The sequence below is a fragment of the Methylobacterium sp. AMS5 genome, from assembly GCF_001542815.1.
Taxonomy (GTDB): domain Bacteria; phylum Pseudomonadota; class Alphaproteobacteria; order Rhizobiales; family Beijerinckiaceae; genus Methylobacterium.
This window is the reverse complement of the sequence record NZ_CP006992.1, coordinates 2823916-2841267: the sequence shown is the minus strand read 5'-3', so window position 1 is coordinate 2841267 and position 17352 is coordinate 2823916. Positions and strand designations below refer to the sequence as shown.

Here is a 17352-nt window from a genome sequence, read left to right as displayed (position 1 = left end):
ATCCCGAAGGGATCAGCCGGATTTGGTATGAGATCGATCAGCCGGCGTTCGCCTCGGCCTCGTCCTTGCGCTCATAGCGCAGCAGGAGCGGCGTCTGGGCCAGGGCGAAGGCGACCGTGAGCGGCATGATGCCGAACACCTTGAAGCTCACCCAGAAATCCTCGGTCTGCGTGCGCCAGACGACCTCGTTGACGACCGCGAGCGCGAGGAAGAACAGGCCCCAGCGGAAGGTGAGCTTGCGCCAGCCCTCGTCGGTGAGCGCGAACATGCTGTCGAGGACGACCGAGAGCAGCGACTTGTTGAAGGCGAGACCGCCGAGAAGGACAAGACCGAACAGCGTGTTCACGATGGTCGGCTTCATCATGATGAAGGTCTTGTCCTGCAGCGCCAGCGTCAGGCCGCCGAACACGAGCACCACGACGCCCGACACGAGCGGCATGATCGGCAGCCGCCGCAGCAGGGCGAAGTGGACGGCGAGCGCGATCATCGTGGCGACGATGAACACGCCGGTTGCCACGAACAGTTTGCTCTCCGCCGCCACGCCGAAGCGCTCGGCATAGGCGTTGCCGAGGAAGAAGACCGTCAGCGGGCCCACTTCCAGCGCCAGCTTGAGGAGCGGCGGCAGGTGCCGGCGCGGCGGAACGCTCTCGACCTTCATGCGGACACTCTCACGATGCTCCAAGGGGCAGGCAATCGGCTACTCCTTGGGAAGGCCGGTGATTGCCCGGGCAAAATCCCGCGCGGCAAACGGCTCCAAGTCTTCCACACCCTCGCCAACCCCGATGAAGTGCACGGGCAGGCCGAACTTCGTGGCGAGCGCCACCAGAATACCGCCCCGCGCCGTTCCGTCGAGCTTCGTCATCACGAGGCCCGATACGGGGGCGGCCTGCGAGAACAACTCGACCTGGCTCAATGCGTTCTGCCCAACGGTGGCGTCGAGCACCAGCAGGGTGGCATGCGGTGCCTCTGGATCGAGCTTGCGGATGACCCGGACGATTTTTTCCAGCTCCGCCATCAGCCCCGCCTTGTTCTGCAAACGGCCGGCGGTGTCGATGAGGAGCACGTCGGTGCCGTTCTCCCGCGCCTCCTTGAAGGCGTCGAAGGCGAGCCCAGCCGCATCCGAGCCCTGTGCCCGGCTGATGACCGGCGTGCCGGTGCGATCCCCCCACACCCGCAACTGCTCGATCGCCGCCGCGCGGAATGTATCGCCGGCCGCCAGCATGACGCTGCGCCCCTCGGCCTTGAACTTGAGCGAGAGCTTGCCGATCGTCGTCGTCTTGCCGGCGCCGTTCACGCCGACCGTCAGGATCACGTAGGGCTTCTTGGCCGAATCGATCTCGATCGGCGTCGCCACGGGCTCCAGCGCCCGCTCGATCTCCGTGGCGAGGATGGCGCGCACCTCGTCGGGCGAGATGCCCTTCTCGTAGCGGCCCTTGCCGACCGCCTCGGACATGCGCATCGCCGTCTCCACGCCGAAATCGGCCTGGATCAGCGCGTCTTCCAGATCCTCGAGGGTGGTGGCGTCGAGCTTGCGCTTGGTGAACAGGCCCGTCACCCGGTCCGACAGCGCGGAGGAGGTGCGCCGCATTCCGGCGGTGAGGCGCGACCACCAGCCCTGCTTCTCGGTGCTCTCGACCGCGCCGGACACCGCATCGCTCGCCAGCGCCGCCGCGGCATCGACGGGTTGGATATCGACCTCGGTGGGTGGCTCGGATTCGGCCGGGCGCGCAGGCGTCTCCTCCTCGCCGCCGGTCAGGCGCGACCACCAGTTCCGCTTCTCCGCCGTCTCGGTGGGAGCAGCCGATGACTCGTTCTCGGCCGAGATTTCGTCGGGCTGCGGTGCTTCGCCGGATGGCGGCTGCGGCTCGGGCTGGAGATCGGCGCCCTCCAGTTCGTCGGGGATGCGATTCTTGTCGGGATCGTCGGAGGCGGGCTCGCTCACCGGCGGTGGCACGTGGGCGACGTCGTCCGCCGCGGTGGTAAAGACCGGTTGCCCCTCGGATTCGGAGGCGGGCGACAGCGGGTCCGGCGTGACCGATTCCCCGGCCGTGGTTAGTTCGGCCGCTCCGTCCTCGGCCGGCACCGGCTCGGGGGACTTGGATTCGGGCGCGCCCTTTCGCCCGAACAGGCGTCCGAACCAGCCGGGCTTCTCATCGTCGCTCATCCTCGTCCCTTGCTCAAAATCTTGCCCTGCTCAAACCTTGCCCGCGACGATCCGACATTCTAGCCCGTGGGGCATGAACGCGCGTGTTTCAGTGCCGGATCGCACCGTCGGACCGGAGATAGGGCCTCCGCTCCTCTACCGCGATGCCCTGATGCTCATCATCGACAAGCCAGCGGGTTTGCCGGTGCATCCGGGCCCGAAGGGCGGGCCGACGCTGACCGACCATCTCGACGCCCTGCGCTTCGGCCTGCCGCGCCGGCCAGAGGCCGCGCACCGGCTCGACCGCGACACGTCGGGCTGCCTCGTGCTCGGCCGCCACGCCAAGGCCCTGGCGCGTTTGAACCGCCTGTTCGCCGACGGCAAGGTCGATAAGACTTACTGGGCCCTGGTCGAAGGGGGCCCTGAGACGATGGAAGGGCGCATCGACCTTCCGCTGGCCAAACGTTCGGACGATCCGCGCAGTTGGTGGATGAAGACCGACCCGGCCGGTGCACCGTCTCTGACGCTCTACCGGGTTCTCGGGCGGGCCGAGGGTCTGTCGTGGCTGGAACTGAAGCCGGTGACGGGACGGACCCACCAATTGCGGGTTCACTGCGCGGCGATGGGCTGGCCAATCCGCGGCGACGCGATCTACGGAGGCGCCGGGCGGGATGGGCCCGGCCTGCAGCTCCATGCGCGAGGCTTGAGCCTGCCGCTGTATCCGAAGCGCGCGGCGATCGCCGTCGAGGCGCCGGCGCCCGCGCATATGCGGACGGGGCTTGCGGCGTGCGGAATGACCGCTGCCGCCCCTTAGGTGTACGGTCCCGGCATGTGGTGCGACGGATCGACTCTGAAGCGTTCGGGCTCTTTGGTCCAGGCTTGGCAGATGCGTTCGTAGGGTGTCAGGCCGCGTAGCGTCTTGAGGCGGCGGGCGTGGTTGTAGGCATCCACGAAGAGCTGGAGGTGATCTCTGAGCTGATCGTGGCTGTCGTAATGGTAGCGCTTGACCGTCGCATCCTTGATCGTGCGGTTCATCCGTTCGACCTGGCCGTTATCCGGCATGATGACCCTCGGTGCCCTCGCGTTCCGCTGATCTTCGGATCGGCGCTATGGTGAGCCCATCCGGGACACGGGGCACCGGGAGCACGTGCGTGCGGGCAGGCCGACCCTTAGACGATGGGCTGCGAGCCCGAGCCGTTATCTGGCCGCCCCTGCGGCTCGCCCGGATGCGCTGCGAGCGCGGATCCGTAGTTGCCGTGTTGCCCGCCAGCTCCCGCAATCGAGACGAGGAGACAGGCTCATGCGGGTTGTGGGATTGGACATCCACCGCGTTTTCGCCGAGGCGGTAATGCTGGAGAACGGCGCGGCCCGGCGTCTTGGTCGGATCGGCATGACGCGCGATCACCTGACGGCGTTCGCCAAGACGCTGACGCACGACGACCATGTCGTCGTGGAGGCGACCGGCAACGCCAGCGCGGTCGCGGAGGTGATCCGGCCGCATGTCGGTCGGGTGGTGATCGCCAACCCGCGCCAGGTGCGGCTGATCGCCGAGGCGCGGATCAAGACCGACGTCATCGACGCGACCGTGCTGGCGCGGCTCTATGCCAGTGGCTTTCTGCCAGAGGTCTGGATCCCGGACGAGGCAACGCTTGCGCTCCGGCGCCAGGTCACACGCCGCACCCAGATCGTCCGGCAGCGGACGCGGCTGAAGACGATGGTGCAGTCGATCCTGCATGCGCATCTAGTGCCGCCCTGTCCCCACGCCGATCTGTTCGGGCCGCGGGGACGGACCTGGCTGCTGGCACAGCCGCTGCCCGGCGACGAGAGCGATGCCGTCGCCCGGCACCTGCGTGAGTACGACCGGCTGAGCGAGGACGTGAAGGTCGTCGAGCGTGAACTGGCGCGCGAGGCGCGCGCCGACGCGAACGTCACGCGGCTGATGACGATCCCAGGCATCGACCTGGTGGTCGCAGTCGGGCTGATCGCCGCCATCGGACCCGTGGCGCGGTTCGCCGGCCCGGATCGGCTCGTGGCCTATCTTGGGCTGAACCCGAGCGTGCATCAGTCCGGATCCGGCAAGCCACGGCATGGACGCATCACCAAGCAGGGGCGCAGCCACGCCCGCACGATGTTGGTCGAGGCGGCCTGGCAGGCCGTGCGGGGGCCCGGTCCACTGCGCGCCTTCTTCCAGCGCGTGTCGGCGCGGCGTGGGCCTCACGTCGCGGCCGTGGCGGTCTCACGCAAGCTGGCGGTGATCATCTGGCACCTGCTCACGCGGGGCGAGGACTACGCTTGGGTGCGTCCGGCGCTCCACGCCAAGAAGCTGCGGGAACTGGAGCTGCGCTCGGGCGAGCCGGCACGGCGTGGTCAGCGCGGAACGGCCTACGCCTACAACCTGACCCGCGTCCGACAGGAGGAGCGGCGGCGTGTCGAGCAGGCGGAGGTCGCCTACCGACACCTGACCGAGGGCTGGAGCCGGCGTGGGCGACGCGTACCCACGGGCGCCGCAAAGGAGGAGCGACTCTGAAGACGGCGCGGCCAGGCTTGCACCTCGAACCCGGCTCTTCGTCACACGGTCGCCCGTGGGCGGCAACAAAATAGTACGGATCGCAACAAAGGGACTGTTCAACCTCATCCGTGGTCCAGGGATGGTTCACCTTGGTTAGCCGGTGCTCGATGTCGTTCTCTGCGCAGACGCGGCCGAAGATGTGCGCGAAGGCATAGGTATCCTTCTTGCCGTTGGTGAACTGAATGCCGTTATCCGTCAGGACGATGTGGATGCGGTAGGGCACCGCCATGATCAGATCACGCAGGAACTGCGCCGCCTCCATCTTGCCAGCGCTCTCGACAAGATGAACGAAGGCGAACTTGCTGGTACGGTCGATCGCCACGAACAGGTACAGCTTGCCCTCTTCGGTGCTGACCTGTGCGATATCGATATGGAAGTAGCCGATCGGATATTGCTTGAAGCGCTTCTTCTCGGGCTTGTCGCCTTCGACTTCCGGCAGGCGGCTGATGCCGTGCCGCTGCAGGCACCGGTGCAGGCTGGAGCGGGTCAGATGGGGGATCGTGGGCTGCAAACCGTAGAGGCAGTCGTCCAGCGGCAGCAGGGTATGCCGCCGGAAAGCGACGACGATCGCCTCCTCCTCCGGTGTCAGAACGGTCGAGCGCGGCTCCTTCGGACCCATGGCCGCGTCGGCCGTCGTCTCCCGATCACGCCACTTCTGGATCGTCGTCGGGCTGACGCCGTAGCGTTTAGCCGCCGCTCTCACGCTTTCTTGACGTAGCTGTATCGCGCGACGGACTGCCTCCGTCGTGCGGGCGCTGCCGTGAAGAATTTGGCCCATAGCGCATCCCTCGCCGCGTGATGCTCAATCGTACCACCACACCGAGGGATCAAACACCTAGAGCATCTTGTTTTTGCATCATCCTTTTCCGAAAGCCGGCAACCACCTTTCGGGATGATGCGCTAGATCCCTCCCCGGCGGACGAGGACAGGTGGACGGGTCTCGCTCAGGCCGTGAGCAGAGCCTGCCCGTCATGCCCGGTGACGGAGATGTCGCGGATCTCCCCCGCGGGCACCGGCTCCGTAAAACGCACGAGCGAGAACGCCTCCGTCCGGCCGGTATCGCCCCGTTCGGTCAGAACCCGGCGGCGGGCGCCGATTTCGGCGTCGAGGTGGCGGGCGAGGGCCGCCGCGCCGGCTTCGCGCAGCCGTGCGGCCCGCGCGCGGACCACGTCGCCCGGCACCGCCGGCATCCGCGCGGCGGCCGTGCCGGGGCGCGGCGAATAGGGAAAGACGTGCAGATGCGTCAGCCCGCATTCGGTCACGAGGTCGAGAGAGCGGGCGAACTGCGCCTCGGTCTCGGTGGGAAAGCCGGCGATCAGGTCGGCACCGAAGACGAGGCCGGGCCGCAGGTCGCGCAGGGTTTCGCACAGGCGAATCGCGTCGGCACGCGAATGGCGCCGCTTCATCCGCTTGAGGATCAGGTCGTCGCCCGCCTGGAGCGAGAGGTGGACATGCGGCATCAGCCGCGGCTCCTCGGCGAAGGCGGCGATCAGCTCGGCATCGGCCTCCACCGAGTCGATCGAAGAGAGGCGCAGGCGCGCGAGATCCGGCACCTCGGCGAGAATCGTGCGAACGAGGCGCCCGAGGCTCAAGTCGGAATCGAGGTCGCGACCATAGGCCGTGAGATCGACGCCGGTCAGCACCACCTCGCGCCCGCCATGCTCAACGATGCGGCGCACCTGCGCCACGGCCTCGGCGACCGGCACGGAGCGGGAATTGCCGCGCCCGAACGGAATGACACAGAAGGTGCAGCGGTGATCGCAGCCGTTCTGCACCGGCACGAAGGCGCGGGTATGCCCGCTCATGGTGGCGATGCGCGTCGGCTCGGCGGTGCGGACGGCCATGATGTCTTCAGGCGCCGGCGCGGTGCCGCTCTGCCAGCTCTCCGGCCTGAGCTTGGCCGCGTTGCCGACGAGGCGCGCCACCTCCGGCATCGCGGCGTAGCTCGCGCGCTCGACCTCGGCGCCGCAGCCTGTCACGACGATCTCGGCACCGGGCCGTTCGCGGGAAAGCCGACGGATCGCCTTGCGCGCCTGCCGCCCGGCCTCGGCCGTGACGGCACAGGTATTGACGACGACGAGGTCGCGCCCCTCGGCATTGGGCTCGGCGTGGCCGCGCAGCACCTCGGATTCGACGGTGTTGAGCCGGCAGCCGAAGGTGAGGGTCTCGACGCTCACCCCTCGATCCCGGCGAACAGATCGGGCGAGAACGTGCCCTCGCCTTCGAGATAGACGGGACCGGTCATCAGTACGTGGTCATCGGCGCGCCACTCGATCGAGAGTTCCCCGCCGGGAAGCGCCACGCGGGCGGCCCGGCCGATCATGCGCAGGCGCGAGGCGGCCACCACGGTGGCGCAGGCGGCCGTGCCGCAGGCCAGCGTCAGCCCCGCGCCGCGCTCCCAGACGCGCAGCTTGATCGTGTCGCGGCCCGTCACCTCGGCGATGGAGATGTTGGCCCGTTCGGGGAAGATCGGATGGGCTTCGAGCAGCGGGCCGATACGGCCGAGATCGTAGCTGTCGGGATCGCGCTCGACGAAGAAGATCGCGTGCGGGTTGCCCATGCTCACGGCAGCGGGCGAATGCAGGATCGGATCGTCGATCGGCCCGACCTGAAGCTCGATGCGTCGGGTATCGAGAAACGGTTCGGCGAGGGGGATCTCGTCCCACCGCAGGCGCGGCTGGCCCATATCGACGGTGAAGGAGCGGTCGGTGATGCGCTTGACCGCGACCAGTCCGGCCTTCGTCTCCAGCGTCAGCGCGCCGTTCTCGGCAGGCCGTGCCATGGCCGGATCGTCGAGCAGCGCGTAGCCGACGCAGCGCGTGCCGTTGCCGCAAGCGCCGGATTCCGAGCCATCGGTGTTGTAGATGCGCATGAAGGCATCGGTGCCGGGCGTGACGGGATCGTGCACGACCATGAGCTGGTCGAAGCGCGAATGCACGTCGGCGGCGATGGCGCGAGCCTCGGCCGGGGTCACCCGGACCGCGGTGCCGCGCAGGTCGAGCACGACGATGGCGTTGCCGGCGCCGTGCATCTTCAGGAAGCGGCGATTGGCGATAGGGCTTGGGAGAGGGCTCACGAGAGGGCTCCAGGAGGACTCATCGGACCTCTGACGACCTTGTCTGCGGGAATGTGGGGGTGGCGCGGCGTATATGGCAAAAGCCGCCGGCCTGCGAGTCGGGAACAGCGAGCCGCAACGTCGCGCCGCAACGGTCTCGCGCGGGGCGTGTTTCGGCCCTACCCTATCCGAACCGGCCAATCGGAGCGTCCCCACCTTGACCCGTCTCGCCACCCTCGCCGCGGGCCTCCTCGCTCTCGTCCCTTCGCTGACGACCGCGCCGCTCGCCCAGAACGCGCCGCCCCCCACCAACGCGCCCTCCCCTGCCGAGACGAACCCACTGCCGACCACGACCGTGCCGGACACCACGAAATCCGGCCCCGACCCGGCAGCGCCCGCGCCTCAGCAGGTCCCGATCCCGCGGCCCGCCCAAGCCGGCGCGGCCCAGGCGGTCACACCCCCGGCCTCTTCGCTGCCGACCCTCGTGACGGTTCCGGGCGAGCCGAACGACGTCGATGAGGTGACGCTGCCGGCCAAACCCGTGGCGATCCTCGCGGGCGAGACCAAGTGGGAGGAGGCGCGGGCCAACCTCCGAAAGGCCTACAAGACCATCGGCGAGACGCTGACCAAGCTGAACCTCAAGCAGGCGGGCCGACCGATCGCCCTGTTCACCAAGACCGAGGATGACGGCTTTCAGTACGAGGCGATGATCCCGATCGAGGCCGCACCTGCGCAGGGCACGGAGGGCGGCGACGTCAAGTTCGGCTCGAACCCGAGCGGCAAAGCCCTGCGGTTCAAGCATAGCGGCAGTTACGAGGAGATCGACGGCACCTACGAGACGCTGATCGCCTATCTCGACGCCAAGGAGATCGCAGTCCAGGACCGCTTCCTGGAGGAATACGTCACCGACCTCGGCGAGGGTGCGGACGACAAGCTCGACATCAACATCTACGCCCTGCCGAAGGAGCCGGCGAAGTAGGGTTGTCGCGGGCCGGGAACCACCGAATCCCTCCGCGGATTCGGCTTCCATGACGCTCTTCCCCGATACGGCCCTTCCGGCGGCAGCCCGCCATCGCCGCCGCGAGGCGCCGGCCGCCGCGTCGCAGGCCCTGAAGGACAAGGCTCTGGAAATCCACCGCCGTCTCTGCGGCGTCTACGAATGCCCGATCCCGTATTTCCACAGTCTCGACCCGCTGTCGGAGCTGATCTCCTCGCTGCTCTCGCACCGGACCCGCAACGCGGATTCCGGGCGCGCCTTCAAGGCGCTGCGGGCGCGCTGGGCCGATTGGACAGAGATCGAGTCGGCGTCGGTCGAAGAGATCGAGGCGACGATCCGCGGCGTCACCTGGCCGGAGCTGAAGGCGCCGCGCATCAAGGCGGTGCTCGCCGCGGTGCGCGAGCGGGTGGGCGCACTCACCCTCGATTTCCTGGGGGATATGAGCGTCGATGCAGCGCGCGGCTGGCTCGAAGCGATCCCCGGCATCGGGCCGAAGACGAGCGCCGCCGTGCTCTCGTTCTCGACGCTGCGGATGCCGGCCCTGCCAGTGGACAGTCACCATCACCGCGTTGCCCAGCGCACCGGGCTGATCGGTGCCAGGGTCGATGTCGGGCCGAGCCACGCGGTGCTGCGGGCACAGCTTCCCGACGATTGGTCGGCACAGAAGCTCTACGACAATCACGAGGTGCTGATGCTGCACGGCCAGCGCGTCTGCTTCCATCGCTCCCCGGCCTGCGGATGCTGCGTGCTGCTCGACCTCTGCCCGACGGGTCAGGCGAGGGAGGCCGCGGTCTGACTCCCTATCCGGTCGCGCGTGTCAGCCTCTCTCACGTCCAATAGAGGATGCGCGCCGTCGGCAGATGAACCGCGATCCGACCGGTGAGATGGGCCCGCATCGCCTTCATGAGATCGTTCGGAAACACGTATTTCACCGAGCCGAACTTGGTGAGCTTGCGAGTGCGCTCCGCCTCGCGCATCGGCAGATCGGAGCCCGGATACCATCCTTCGAGAATCGTCTTCGAGCCCGGCGTGAAGCGGTGGGTGATGAGTTCGACCGTTAGATCGGGCGCCGCCACACCGGACAAAGCCTCGGCCGCGTCGCGCAGCAGAGCGTCGTAGGCGTCCGGCCATTCCTCGATCGGCAGGATCGGAGCGATGGTGAGGCCGACGGGATAGCCGGCCCGGGCGACGGCACCCATGGCGGCGAGCCGCTCGCTGAGCGGAGCGGTGCCGCCCTCGTAACGCGCTGCCGCCGCCGCGTTGACCGAGAAGCGGATGCGGGTGCGGCCGCGATGCGGCAGGTCGAGGAGCGGTTCGACCGCGGCGAACTTCGTCGTGAAGCGCAGCTGCACCGGCGCCTCCCAGGCGCCGAAACGACGGATCGCTGCCGAGAGCGAGCCGGTGAGGTGCTCGATCCCGAGCGGATCGGTGTAGCAGGACGCCTCGAAGGTCGTGCCCTCGGCCGCCCGCGCTTCCTTGGCGCTGGTGACGCCGCCCTGCCCCAGATAGCCGTCGAGATTGCCGAGGATCGCGTCGAGGTTGGCGTAGACGCGCGTCACCGGCGGCCCCGAGAGGGAGCCGGCGAGATAACAGTACTGGCAGTGCGCCGGACAGCCTTCGGCGAGATCGAAGCGCCAATCGGCGCTCGGCGGAATCGGTTGGAGCTTCAGCTTCGTTGGCGGTGCGGTGACGATGGCGAGCGTCGCCTTGGCCTGGGCATAGGCCCGGCGCGGGTTCTCGTCGCGCAACCCGATGAGCCGGTTGCTCTTCAGGCGTTCGATCGGGAAACCCAAATCTTCCGCTCGCGCAACGATCTGCCGGCCATGGGCGTGTTCGAGGGCGGCCGGGGTCACCAGCACCCGGCGCGGATGCCAGAGACGCGCGGAGCGGGGCCGCGGCACGGGCCGGGCATCGGCCTCCTCGGTCGGAACAAGACTCATGCTGCCCCAACCCTTTGCCCCTGCCGAAGGTCCCGGGATGCGTCCTTTCGGAACCGTCGAAGGCCTCGGGCGCTGTTTTCGCGCGGAGGTCTTGCGAGGTGTCGATGACGGAGCTGGAGACGAAACGCGCGGCGATCGCCGACCTTCTCGCCCGGATCGAGGGCCTTAATCCGCGAAACGCTGGGGATCTCGACCGGCGGGTGGAGATTGTGGTGGACGGCTTCGATCCCGGAGCGCCGGAGCCGTCCGATCCGGCCAGGGCCGACCTGAACCGTCTGCTTAAGTCTTACCGCGACCTTCGCGATCTCCCCGCCGACCGCAACAACGTGCGGCTTGCCGAGAAGGGCGAGGTGTTCGCGCCGGAGGACGACGCCTGACGCGCGATCCGGAGCGGTGATGCGTCGGTGAAACGGGCCGAATGACCGGTTGCGATGACTTGGCAAGGGGCTCGGCCCGCGCCAAGCGTCGCCGATGACCAAGACCCTTCTCGCTTATTCCGGTGCCGCGTTGGCCGAGATCGCCGGCTGCTTCGCCTTCTGGGCCTGGCTGCGGCTCGACCGGTCGGTCTGGTGGGTCGCACCGGGGCTCGTCTCGCTGGCGCTGTTCGCCTGGCTGCTCACCTTCGTCGAGAGCGAGGCGGCCGGGCGGACTTATGCCGCCTATGGCGGCATCTACATCGCCGCGTCGATCCTCTGGCTCTGGGGCGTCGAGGGACATCGTCCCGACCGCTGGGATCTTGCCGGCGGGGCGATCTGCCTCGCCGGCGCGGCGGTGATCCTGTTCGGCCCCCGGAGCGGTTGAGTCGCTCCGGGGTGGAGGAAATCAACCCTCGCGGATCATGATCAGGGTCGAGAGCGGCGGCAGGGTCAGGCTCAGCGAGTGCGGCTGGCCGTGGCTCTGCTCAGCCTGGCTCTGCACGCCACCCATATTGCCGACATTCGAGCCGCCGTAGCGCTCGGCGTCCGAGTTGATCGCCTCGCGGTAGTAGCCGGCCGTCGGCACGCCGACGCGGTAACCCTCACGCGGAACCGGCGTGAAGTTCGATACGACGATGGCGATCTCGCCCTCTGCCTTGCCCTTGCGCGCCCAGGCGATGACCGAGTTGTCGGAATCGTCCGCCACCAGCCACTGGAAGCCGCTGGCCTCGACATCGCGGGTATAGAGCGCCGGCGTCGAGGTGTAGACGTGGTTGAGGTCGCGGATGAGATCCTTCACGCCGCCATGCAGGGGATCGTCGAGCAGGTGCCAGTCGAGTGACTGGTTATGGTTCCACTCGCGCTCCTGGCCGAACTCGCCGCCCATGAAGAGCAGCTTCTTGCCGGGGTGCCCCCACATGAAGCCGAAATAGGCACGCAGATTGGCGAATTTCTGCCAGCGGTCACCCGGCATCTTGCCGAGCAGCGAGCCCTTCCCGTGCACCACCTCGTCGTGAGACAGCGGCAGCACGAAGTTCTCCGAGAAAGCGTAGAGCAGGCCGAAGGTCAGGTTGTGGTGGTGGTAGCGCCGGTGGATCGGATCCTCCGACATGTATTTCAGGGTGTCGTGCATCCACCCCATGTTCCACTTGAAGCCGAAGCCGAGACCGCCCGTGTAGGTCGGGTGCGACACGCCCGGCCACGAGGTCGATTCCTCGGCCACCGTGATGGTGCCCGGCGCGTGGCTATAGGTGGCCTCGTTGGTCTTGCGCAGGAAGTTGATGGCGTCGAGATTCTCGTTGCCGCCGTACTGGTTCGGAATCCACTCGCCCGCACGGCGCGAGTAGTCGAGGTAGAGCATCGAGGCCACCGCATCCACGCGCAGGCCGTCGAGATGGTAGTGCTCGAGCCAGAAGCGGGCATTGGCTGTGAGGAAGGCCGACACCTCGACCCGGCCGAAATTGTAGATGTAGGTGCCCCAATCCTGGTGGAAGCCCTGGCGCGGGTCGGCATGCTCGTAGAGATGCGTGCCATCGAACAGGCCGAGGCCGTGGGCGTCGAGGGGGAAATGCCCCGGCACCCAATCGAGCATCACACCGATGCCGGCCGCATGCGCCGCGTTGACGAAAGCGACGAAGTCGTCGGGCGTGCCGAAGCGGCTGGTCGGCGCGAACAGCGAGACCGGCTGGTAGCCCCAGGAGCCGTCGAACGGGTACTCGGTGATCGGCAGAAGCTCGATATGCGTGAAGCCGAGTTCCTTCACGTACGGGATCAGCCGGTCGGACAGCTCCTTGTAGGTCAGGTAGCGGTTGCCCTCGCCCGGCACCCGTGCCCACGAGCCGAGATGGACCTCGTAGACCGACATGGCGGCGTGGCGCGGATCCTTCTCACCGCGCGTGTCCATCCAGGCCGCATCGTGCCATTGCGGCTCGTTCAGCCCCTGGAGAACGGAGGCCGTCTGCGGCGGGTGCTGGCCGCGGAAGGCGACCGGATCGGCCTTCAGCGGCAGCACGGAGCCATCGGGGCCGCGGATTTCGAACTTGTAGTTCTGCCCGGCCTTGAGACCCGGCACGAACAGCTCCCAGACGCCGCCATTGAGCCACAGCCGCATCGGGTGGCGCCGGCCGTCCCAATCGTTGAAGTCGCCGACGACGCTGACGCGGCGGGCATTCGGCGCCCAGACCGCGAATCGGAACCCGGCGATGCCGTCGAGTTCGCCCGCATGCGCACCGAGCACGCGATAGACGAGGTTGCTGCCGATCAGGCGCAGGCCGTCGATCTCGCTCTGGTCGAGCGACGGGCCGAAGCCGTAGGGATCGTGGCGGCGGGTGCTGGTGCCGTCCCAGGCCTCCACCTCGATCTCGTAGAGGGGCCGACCCTCGCTCTTCACGCTCGCGACGTAGAACCCGTCGGGATGAACGCGCTCGAACGGGATGCTCTGCCCGCCCGTGACGAGGCGGGCCGCCTTCGCTTCAGGCAGGATTGCACGGACCTCCCAGGCACCCGGCGCGACCTGATGCGGCCCGAGGACGCCGAACGCGTCGCCGTGATCGGCCGCCATCACGGCCGCAATGGCATCGGGATGGAGGTGGCCATCGCGCGCTTGCGAGGCCGAGCGTCCCACACGGGGAGCCCCCTCTCCGCCAAGCGCATCCGTCGACCGGGGCGCGCGCGGCGCCTCGGTCGAGCCTGACCTGTTCGGGACGTTGGCGGCCGCCTGCCCCTCGTTACGAGCCGCGGCCTTATCGTCCAGAGCCGTCATCCAATCACCTCTCTCGGAAGCGCTCCCGGGCCGATACAGGATGGGGCGCGGGAGCGCGCAGGTCACACCGAAGCGCGGTCGCGCTTGGCTTCATCCAGTATGTTGAGAACACCCCGTGCCGGGATTTCGATCCAGTCGGGGCGGTTGTTCACTTCGTAATCGACCTCGTAGAGCGCCTTGGTCAGCAGGCTCAGGCGCAGCAGACGGGATTGCGTCTCCGCATCCTCCACCGCAGCCCGGCTGCCGGCCACGGCTTGCCCGTAGCCGTCGAGGAACGCTGCATCGATCATGCCGCGCCACGCGATCGCCGCATTGCGCGCCCGCTCCTCGCTGTCGCCGAACCGGGTGGTGATCTCACGCACCACCGTCTCGGCTCCGTAGGCGAAGGAGCGCAGCATGCCCGCCACGTCGCGCATCGGAGTCGATTTGGCCCGGCGCTGTTCCACCGGACGCGAGGGCTCGCCCTCGAAATCGACGATGATGAGATCGCCCTCGGAGGCCAGCACCTGCCCGAGATGGTAATCGCCGTGGATGCGGGTCTTGGTGGCACCCCGCAGCGGGCCGGAGGCCAACTCGGTGATGAGCGCCTCGACCTCGCCGCGGCGGGACGCGAGCGCCTCGCTGGCCGAGCCGGGCGACCACGCGGTGATCGCAGCGAGTCCCTTGAACGCGCGCGCAGCCTGATGGCGCGCGTCATCCGCGAGCGAAGCGAGATCCGCCTCGCCGAACGGCTCGACTGCGAAGGCCGGATCGTCGGTGTCGATGGCGAAGGCCCGGTGCAGTTCGGCCGTGCGCTGGCCGAGCAACTGCGCCCAGCGAAGATGCGCGTTGAAGGCATCCTCCGGCGCTGGCGCCTCGCTCTCGGGTGCGAGCACCACGATCTCGAAGTCGCGCCGCAGGCCTTCCAGCATCAGTGTCCAGGCGTCGCCCTGGTTGAGGACGAACTTCTGGAGCAGCGCCAGGGCAGTGCGGGTGCCGTCCTCGGCCACATGCTCGACCACGCCGAGCAGCGCCGGCGTGTTGGCGAAATGGGCCTGCTCGGTAAGGAACCGGCCGATCTCGATCTCGGGATGGGTGCCGGGCTGGAGGCGGCGCAGCAGCTTGAGCATCATCCGCGCGCCGATGGCGATCGAGGTGTTGCTCTGCTCGGCCGAGAGGCGGCGCACGTCGGCGGCCTCGAACGGCACTTCCGGATCGTAGGCCGAGGTCGTCGAGAAGACGAGGCTTCCGCGCTCGGACGGGATCGTGACGCCGTCGCGCATCGCCTCGATCAAGGCGACGGCGAACGGCGCAGCGGCGGCAGCCTCGTAGAGCAGGCCGGTGCGGGGACCGCGGCGCACGCGGGCGACCGCGTGGTCCAGCAGAGTCTCGTCCTCGCGCCCCTCCTCGACGGCGAGCGGCACGAAGTAGTCCTGGCGCTCGCCATTGGCGAGGGTCACTGCCACCCGCGGCAGCAGGAACTTGCCTTCGCCGGAACCGTCTTTGACGATGGCGCTGTCATCGACCTGCACCGACTTGATGCGCGTGCCCTTGGCGCCGAACCAGCGGCGCGAACCGATGAAGGGCGGCGCCACCGTGCGCTCGAAGGCCGTGCGCTCGCGGCCCTTGATGAGGGTCTCGATGCCGCCGGTGAGCACCAGGGTGAACAGCTCCGGGCTTTGCGGCTGCGGGCCGATCTCGCCGGTATTCGCGACCGAGAGAGCGAACCAGTAGAAGCCATAGGCCGGCAGGGTCAGCAGGTAGGGCAGTTCGCCGATCGCCGGGAAGGCCGTGCCGCCGGTCAGCTCGATCGGGATCGCGCCGCGTAGGTCCGACAGATCGAGCTGCACCGCCTGCGGGGCCCGCGAGAGATTGGCGACGCAGAGGATGCGCTCGTTCTCGTGCTCCCGAATCCAGGCGAGCACCTTGCGGTTCGCCGGATACAGGAACTGGATCGCGCCGCGCCCCAGTGCGACCGAGTTGTTGCGGATCGCGATCATGCGCCGCGTCCAGTTCAGCAGAGAGGTCTGCGCCTGGATCTGCGCCTCGACGTTGATCGCGTCGTAGCCGTAGATCGGGTCCTGGATGGAGGGCAGGAACAGCTTCTGCGGGGTGGCCCGCGAGAAGCCGCCGTTGCGGTCGGGCGACCACTGCATCGGCGTGCGCACGCCGTCGCGATCACCGAGATAGATGTTGTCGCCCATGCCGATCTCGTCGCCGTAGTAGAGCACCGGCGTGCCGGGCATCGACAGGACGAGGGACTTCATCAGCTCGATCTTGCGCCGGTCGTTCTCCAGCAGCGGCGCAAGGCGGCGGCGGATGCCGAGATTGATGCGGGCGCGCCGCTCGGCGGCGTAGAACGACCAGAGATAGTCACGTTCCTCCGCCGTCACCATCTCAAGCGTCAGCTCGTCGTGGTTGCGAAGGAAGATCGCCCACTGGCAGCCCTCGGGGATCTCGGGGGTCTGGCGCATGATGTCGGTGATCGGGTGCCGGTCCTCCCGGGCGATCGCCATGTACATCCGCGGCATCAGGGGGAAGTGGAACGCCATGTGGCATTCGTCGCCCTCGCCGAAATACTGCGCGGTTTCCTCCGGCCACTGGTTGGCCTCGGCCAGCAGCATCCGATCGGGATACTCCGCGTCGAGCGCCGCACGGATCGCCTTGATGACGTCGTGGGTCTCCGACAGGTTCTCGCAGTTCGTGCCGTCGCGCTCGATCAGGTAGGGGATCGCGTCGAGCCGCAGCCCATCGACGCCCATGTCGAGCCAGTAGCGCATGACCTCGATCACGGCCTCCAGCACGGCCGGGTTGTCGAAGTTCAGGTCGGGCTGGTGGCTGTAGAAGCGGTGCCAGAAGTACTGCTTGGCGACCGGGTCCCACGTCCAGTTCGACACTTCCGTGTCGAGGAAGATGATGCGCGTATCGGAATACTTCTCGTCGGTATCCGACCACACGTAGAAATCGCGCTCGGGCGACCCGGCCGGCGCCTCGCGGGCGCGCTGGAACCAGGGGTGCTGATCGCTGGTGTGGTTGATGACCAGCTCGGTGATGACGCGCAAGCCCCGCTCGTGGGCGGCTGCCACGAAGCGGCGGAAATCTTCCATCGTCCCGTACGAGGGGTTCACATCGCGGTAGTCGGCGATGTCGTAGCCGTCGTCGCGCAGCGGCGAGGGATAGAACGGCATCAGCCAGATCGCCGTGACCCCGAGGTCACGGACATAATCGAGCTTCTGCGTCAGCCCCTCGAAATCGCCGATCCCGTCGTTCGACGAGTCGAAGAACGACTTGACGTGGATCTGGTAGATGATGGCGTCACGGTACCACTGCGGATCGCTGCGATCGATCATCCCGTCGCTGCCTCACGTCACTTTCGAGAGCGGAACCGGGCCGTGTGGCACCGGGCTGCGAGCCTCCTCGGCCCGCTTCTTGGCGAGAACACGACGGTGACGCCGTATTCCGCTCGATCTAGAGCGCCCCGCACCGAAAGTG

At 67.9% G+C, this 17352-nt stretch carries 13 protein-coding genes and 2 pseudogenes; 6 read left to right on the top strand and 9 right to left on the bottom strand.

Annotated elements, in window-relative coordinates; all coding sequences use genetic code 11:
- Positions 1 to 37: 37 nt before the first annotated feature.
- Both Y590_RS12660 and ftsY read right to left on the bottom strand, forming a co-directional pair.
- On the bottom strand, positions 38 to 658 hold the full coding sequence (locus Y590_RS12660) for a septation protein A (RefSeq protein ID WP_060770157.1): 621 nt from the start codon (positions 656 to 658) through the stop codon (positions 38 to 40).
- Positions 659 to 697: 39 nt separating this feature from the next.
- Positions 698 to 2164, bottom strand: coding sequence for a signal recognition particle-docking protein FtsY (ftsY, locus tag Y590_RS12655; protein ID WP_060770156.1), 1467 nt, complete (start codon positions 2162 to 2164; stop codon positions 698 to 700).
- A 73-nt stretch (positions 2165 to 2237) separates the two neighbouring features.
- On the opposite strand from ftsY, the gene Y590_RS12650 reads away from it, so the two are divergent.
- Positions 2238 to 2957, top strand: coding sequence for an RluA family pseudouridine synthase (locus Y590_RS12650; protein ID WP_060770155.1), 720 nt, complete (start codon positions 2238 to 2240; stop codon positions 2955 to 2957).
- Here the strand turns inward: Y590_RS12650 and Y590_RS12645 are convergent.
- Positions 2954 to 3196, bottom strand: a pseudogene (locus Y590_RS12645) (integrase core domain-containing protein); the annotation flags it as partial. The gene Y590_RS12650 and the pseudogene Y590_RS12645 sit on opposite strands and share 4 nt — an antisense overlap.
- A gap of 247 nt (positions 3197 to 3443) precedes the next feature.
- On the opposite strand from Y590_RS12645, the gene Y590_RS12640 reads away from it, so the two are divergent.
- Complete coding sequence (locus Y590_RS12640; protein WP_060768813.1) at positions 3444 to 4670, top strand: IS110-like element ISMch4 family transposase; 1227 nt, start codon at positions 3444 to 3446, stop codon at positions 4668 to 4670.
- A gap of 94 nt (positions 4671 to 4764) precedes the next feature.
- On the opposite strand, the pseudogene Y590_RS25725 reads toward Y590_RS12640, so the two are convergent.
- The 3 genes and pseudogenes from Y590_RS25725 to dapF form a co-directional block, all read right to left on the bottom strand.
- Positions 4765 to 5490 (bottom strand): annotated as a pseudogene (locus Y590_RS25725) (DDE-type integrase/transposase/recombinase); the annotation flags it as partial.
- A 166-nt stretch (positions 5491 to 5656) separates the two neighbouring features.
- Positions 5657 to 6889 (bottom strand): tRNA (N(6)-L-threonylcarbamoyladenosine(37)-C(2))-methylthiotransferase MtaB, encoded by a 1233-nt coding sequence (gene mtaB, locus Y590_RS12630; protein ID WP_060770152.1) that lies wholly within the window; start codon positions 6887 to 6889, stop codon positions 5657 to 5659.
- Complete coding sequence (gene dapF / locus Y590_RS12625; protein WP_060770151.1) at positions 6886 to 7743, bottom strand: diaminopimelate epimerase; 858 nt, start codon at positions 7741 to 7743, stop codon at positions 6886 to 6888. The genes mtaB and dapF overlap by 4 nt, the downstream gene beginning before the upstream one ends.
- Before the next feature lie 241 nt (positions 7744 to 7984).
- On the opposite strand from dapF, the gene Y590_RS12620 reads away from it, so the two are divergent.
- The gene (locus Y590_RS12620; protein ID WP_060770150.1) at positions 7985 to 8746 is read left to right on the top strand and encodes a GyrI-like domain-containing protein; all 762 of its coding nucleotides are present in this window, start codon (positions 7985 to 7987) and stop codon (positions 8744 to 8746) included.
- A gap of 49 nt (positions 8747 to 8795) precedes the next feature.
- Positions 8796 to 9560, top strand: coding sequence for an endonuclease III domain-containing protein (locus Y590_RS12615; RefSeq protein ID WP_060770149.1), 765 nt, complete (start codon positions 8796 to 8798; stop codon positions 9558 to 9560).
- Positions 9561 to 9591: 31 nt separating this feature from the next.
- Here Y590_RS12615 and Y590_RS12610 read toward each other — a convergent pair whose 3' ends face one another.
- Complete coding sequence (locus Y590_RS12610; protein WP_060770148.1) at positions 9592 to 10704, bottom strand: SPL family radical SAM protein; 1113 nt, start codon at positions 10702 to 10704, stop codon at positions 9592 to 9594.
- A gap of 104 nt (positions 10705 to 10808) precedes the next feature.
- On the opposite strand from Y590_RS12610, the gene Y590_RS12605 reads away from it, so the two are divergent.
- Entirely contained in the window at positions 10809 to 11081 is a 273-nt protein-coding gene (locus tag Y590_RS12605) for a hypothetical protein (RefSeq protein ID WP_060770147.1), read from the top strand.
- Positions 11082 to 11175: 94 nt separating this feature from the next.
- Positions 11176 to 11505, top strand: coding sequence for a YnfA family protein (locus Y590_RS12600; RefSeq protein WP_060770146.1), 330 nt, complete (start codon positions 11176 to 11178; stop codon positions 11503 to 11505).
- A gap of 21 nt (positions 11506 to 11526) precedes the next feature.
- Here Y590_RS12600 and glgB read toward each other — a convergent pair whose 3' ends face one another.
- Together glgB and treS are read right to left on the bottom strand one after the other, a co-directional pair.
- Positions 11527 to 13881: a 1,4-alpha-glucan branching protein GlgB gene (gene glgB / locus Y590_RS12595; protein ID WP_060770145.1), complete on the bottom strand. Its 2355-nt coding sequence runs from the start codon at positions 13879 to 13881 to the stop codon at positions 11527 to 11529.
- 62 nt (positions 13882 to 13943) lie between these two features.
- Positions 13944 to 17210 carry a maltose alpha-D-glucosyltransferase gene (gene treS / locus Y590_RS12590; RefSeq protein ID WP_060770144.1) on the bottom strand — a complete coding sequence of 1089 codons (3267 nt, stop codon included), beginning with the start codon at positions 17208 to 17210 and terminating at the stop codon, positions 13944 to 13946.
- Between the last annotated feature and the right edge of the window lie 142 nt (positions 17211 to 17352).